Genomic DNA, 2,390 nt, shown 5'->3' on the forward strand with positions numbered 1-2,390 from the left:
CGCATGGAACCTCTTGAAGAAAAAATCGCCCATCTGGAGCGCATCACCGACGATCTCTCCGCCGTCATCGCCCGGCAGGACACCGAAATCGCCCTGCTCACCCGCAAGGTGCAACTCCTGCTCGACGCCGAAGCAGGCCGCAACCGCTCCGAAGGCGCTCATATCTTCAGCGGCAACGAAAAACCCCCGCATTACTAGGCTGATACACCGCCCGTAGGGTGCGCATTCACTGCGCACCGCCCCGTCACCTGCCGGGGCAACCATCGTCAAATCCGATGACCGATACAGTCGGCCGCATTCAAGCCCGCCAGCCTTTAAACGTCCTGCACCTCGACAACCCCGCCAAGGCTCTTGATCGCGCCCTTGATCTGTGGCGAGATCGGAAAGCTCTGCCCCGCGTCCACTTCGACTTCGCCGGGAAGCTCCGGGTCCATCAGGCAAAAATACAGCGGCCCCTTGCCCGCGCCCTGCGCCGCTTTGGCCGCATTGGCCAAAACTTCGGCCACCGCGCCAATCGCCGCCTGCTCCTCGACAAAAACCTTCAGCCCCGTCGCGCCCGCATCGGCCACCACCGCATCAATCGGCGCAAAGCTGCGCGCCAGAAGCTTGAGCTGGTCGCTCTCCAGCGTCGCCTCGCAGGTCACAACCACTTTCGCGCCGGTCTCCAGATAGTCGCGCGCCTTTTCCAGCGTGTCGCTGAACACGGTCACCTCATAAGCCCCGCTCGTGTCCGAAAGCTGCACAAAAGCAAAGCGGTTGCCGCGTGCCGATTTGCGCTCCTGCCGCCCCGCAATCACCCCCGCCATCTTGGCCAAAAACGGCCCGCCCTGCGCGCGCGCCTCCACCTCTTCCAGCGTGATCACCTGCTTGCGCTTGAGCGGCGCCATATAGTCATCCAGCGGATGTCCGGAAAGATAAAAGCCCACCGCCTTGAACTCCTCGCCCAACCGCTCCGCCGGCAGCCAGTCCTGCACAGGGCTCAGCCGCGGCTCGGGCAGATCATCGCCTGCATCGCCAAACAGGCTCACTTGGTTGGAGGTCTTCTGCTCCATCACAGCCGCCGAATAGGCCATCAAGCCCTCAAGGCTGTCAAACACCCGCCGCCGGTTGCGATCGAGCACATCAAAGGCCCCCGCCCGCGCCAGCATCTCCAAGGGGCGCTTGCCCACGCGCTTAAGGTCCACACGCCGCGCAAAGTCAAACAGCGTCACAAACGGCTCGCTGCCCCGCGCCTCGGTGATCAGCTTCATCGCCTCCACACCCACGTTCTTCAGCCCGCCCAGCGCATAATGCAGCACCTGGTCTTTCACCGTAAAGGTCGCGTCGGAGCGGTTTACACAGGGCGGCTCCCAGCGCAGCTCAAGCCCCTTGCGCACCTCTTCAAAATAAACAGCCAGCTTGTCGGTGAGGTGGATATCGCAGTTCATCACACCGGCCATAAACTCGACAGGGTGGTTCGCCTTCAGCCACGCGGTCTGATAGCTCACCACAGCATAGGCCGCCGCGTGCGATTTGTTAAAACCGTAGTTGGCAAACTTTTCCAGAAGGTCAAACACCTCCGAGGCCTTCTTCTTGTCCACCCCGTTGGCCATCGCCCCCTGTTCAAACTTGGGGCGCTCCTTGGCCATCTCCTCGGCAATCTTCTTACCCATCGCCCGGCGCAACAGATCGGCTCCGCCGAGGCTATAGCCCGCCATCACCTGAGCAATCTGCATCACCTGCTCTTGGTAAACGATGATGCCCTGCGTCTCCTCAAGAATATAGTCAATCGAGGGGTGCACAGATTCGCGCTCTTTCAGCCCGTTCTTCACCTCGCAATAGGTCGGAATGTTCTCCATCGGGCCGGGGCGGTAGAGCGCCACAAGCGCCACGATGTCCTCAATACAGGTCGGCTTCATGCGCTTGAGCGCATCCATCATCCCCGAACTTTCCACCTGAAACACAGCCACAGTCTTGGCCCGCGCATAAAGCTCGTAAGACTTGGCATCATCCAGAGGGATCGCGCCAATATCGTTCTCCGCCCCCGCCGGTGGCTCATACAAAAGCGTGCCGTCCGCCGCATGGTGCAAATCGCGCCCCTCAGCATGAATAAGGTCCACCGCATTCTGAATCACGGTCAGCGTCTTCAGGCCAAGGAAGTCAAACTTCACCAGCCCCGCCTGCTCCACCCACTTCATGTTGAACTGCGTCGCAGGCATGTCCGAGCGCGGATCCTGATAGAGCGGCACAAGCGCATCCAGCGGCCTGTCGCCAATCACAACCCCCGCCGCGTGGGTCGAGGCATTGCGCAGCAAGCCCTCCACCTGCTGGCCATAATCCAGCAAGCGCGCCACAACTTCCTCGTTCTTCGCCTCTTCACGCAGCCGCGGCTCCTCGGCCAAAGCCTTCTC

General features: G+C 61.3%; 2 protein-coding genes. One reads left to right on the forward strand and one right to left on the reverse strand.

The features are described from left to right. Positions 1–3 precede the first annotated feature (3 nt). Positions 4–198, forward strand: a complete 195-nt coding sequence (locus Q0478_RS04425) for a SlyX family protein (RefSeq protein ID WP_298676602.1) — start codon at positions 4–6, stop codon at positions 196–198. Between the two features lie 116 nt (positions 199–314). Here Q0478_RS04425 and dnaE read toward each other — a convergent pair. Continuing rightward, a partial coding sequence (gene dnaE, locus Q0478_RS04430) for a DNA polymerase III subunit alpha (RefSeq protein WP_298676601.1) occupies positions 315–2,390 on the reverse strand: 2,076 nt, incomplete at its 5' end.

The sequence above is a fragment of the uncultured Lentibacter sp. genome (assembly GCF_937123735.1).
GTDB lineage: Bacteria > Pseudomonadota > Alphaproteobacteria > Rhodobacterales > Rhodobacteraceae > Lentibacter.

Coding starts and splice junctions, on each gene's coding strand:
- Q0478_RS04425 (WP_298676602.1), top strand. CDS start 4: ATGGAACCTCTTGAAGAAAAAATCGCCCATCTGGAGCGCATCACCGAC.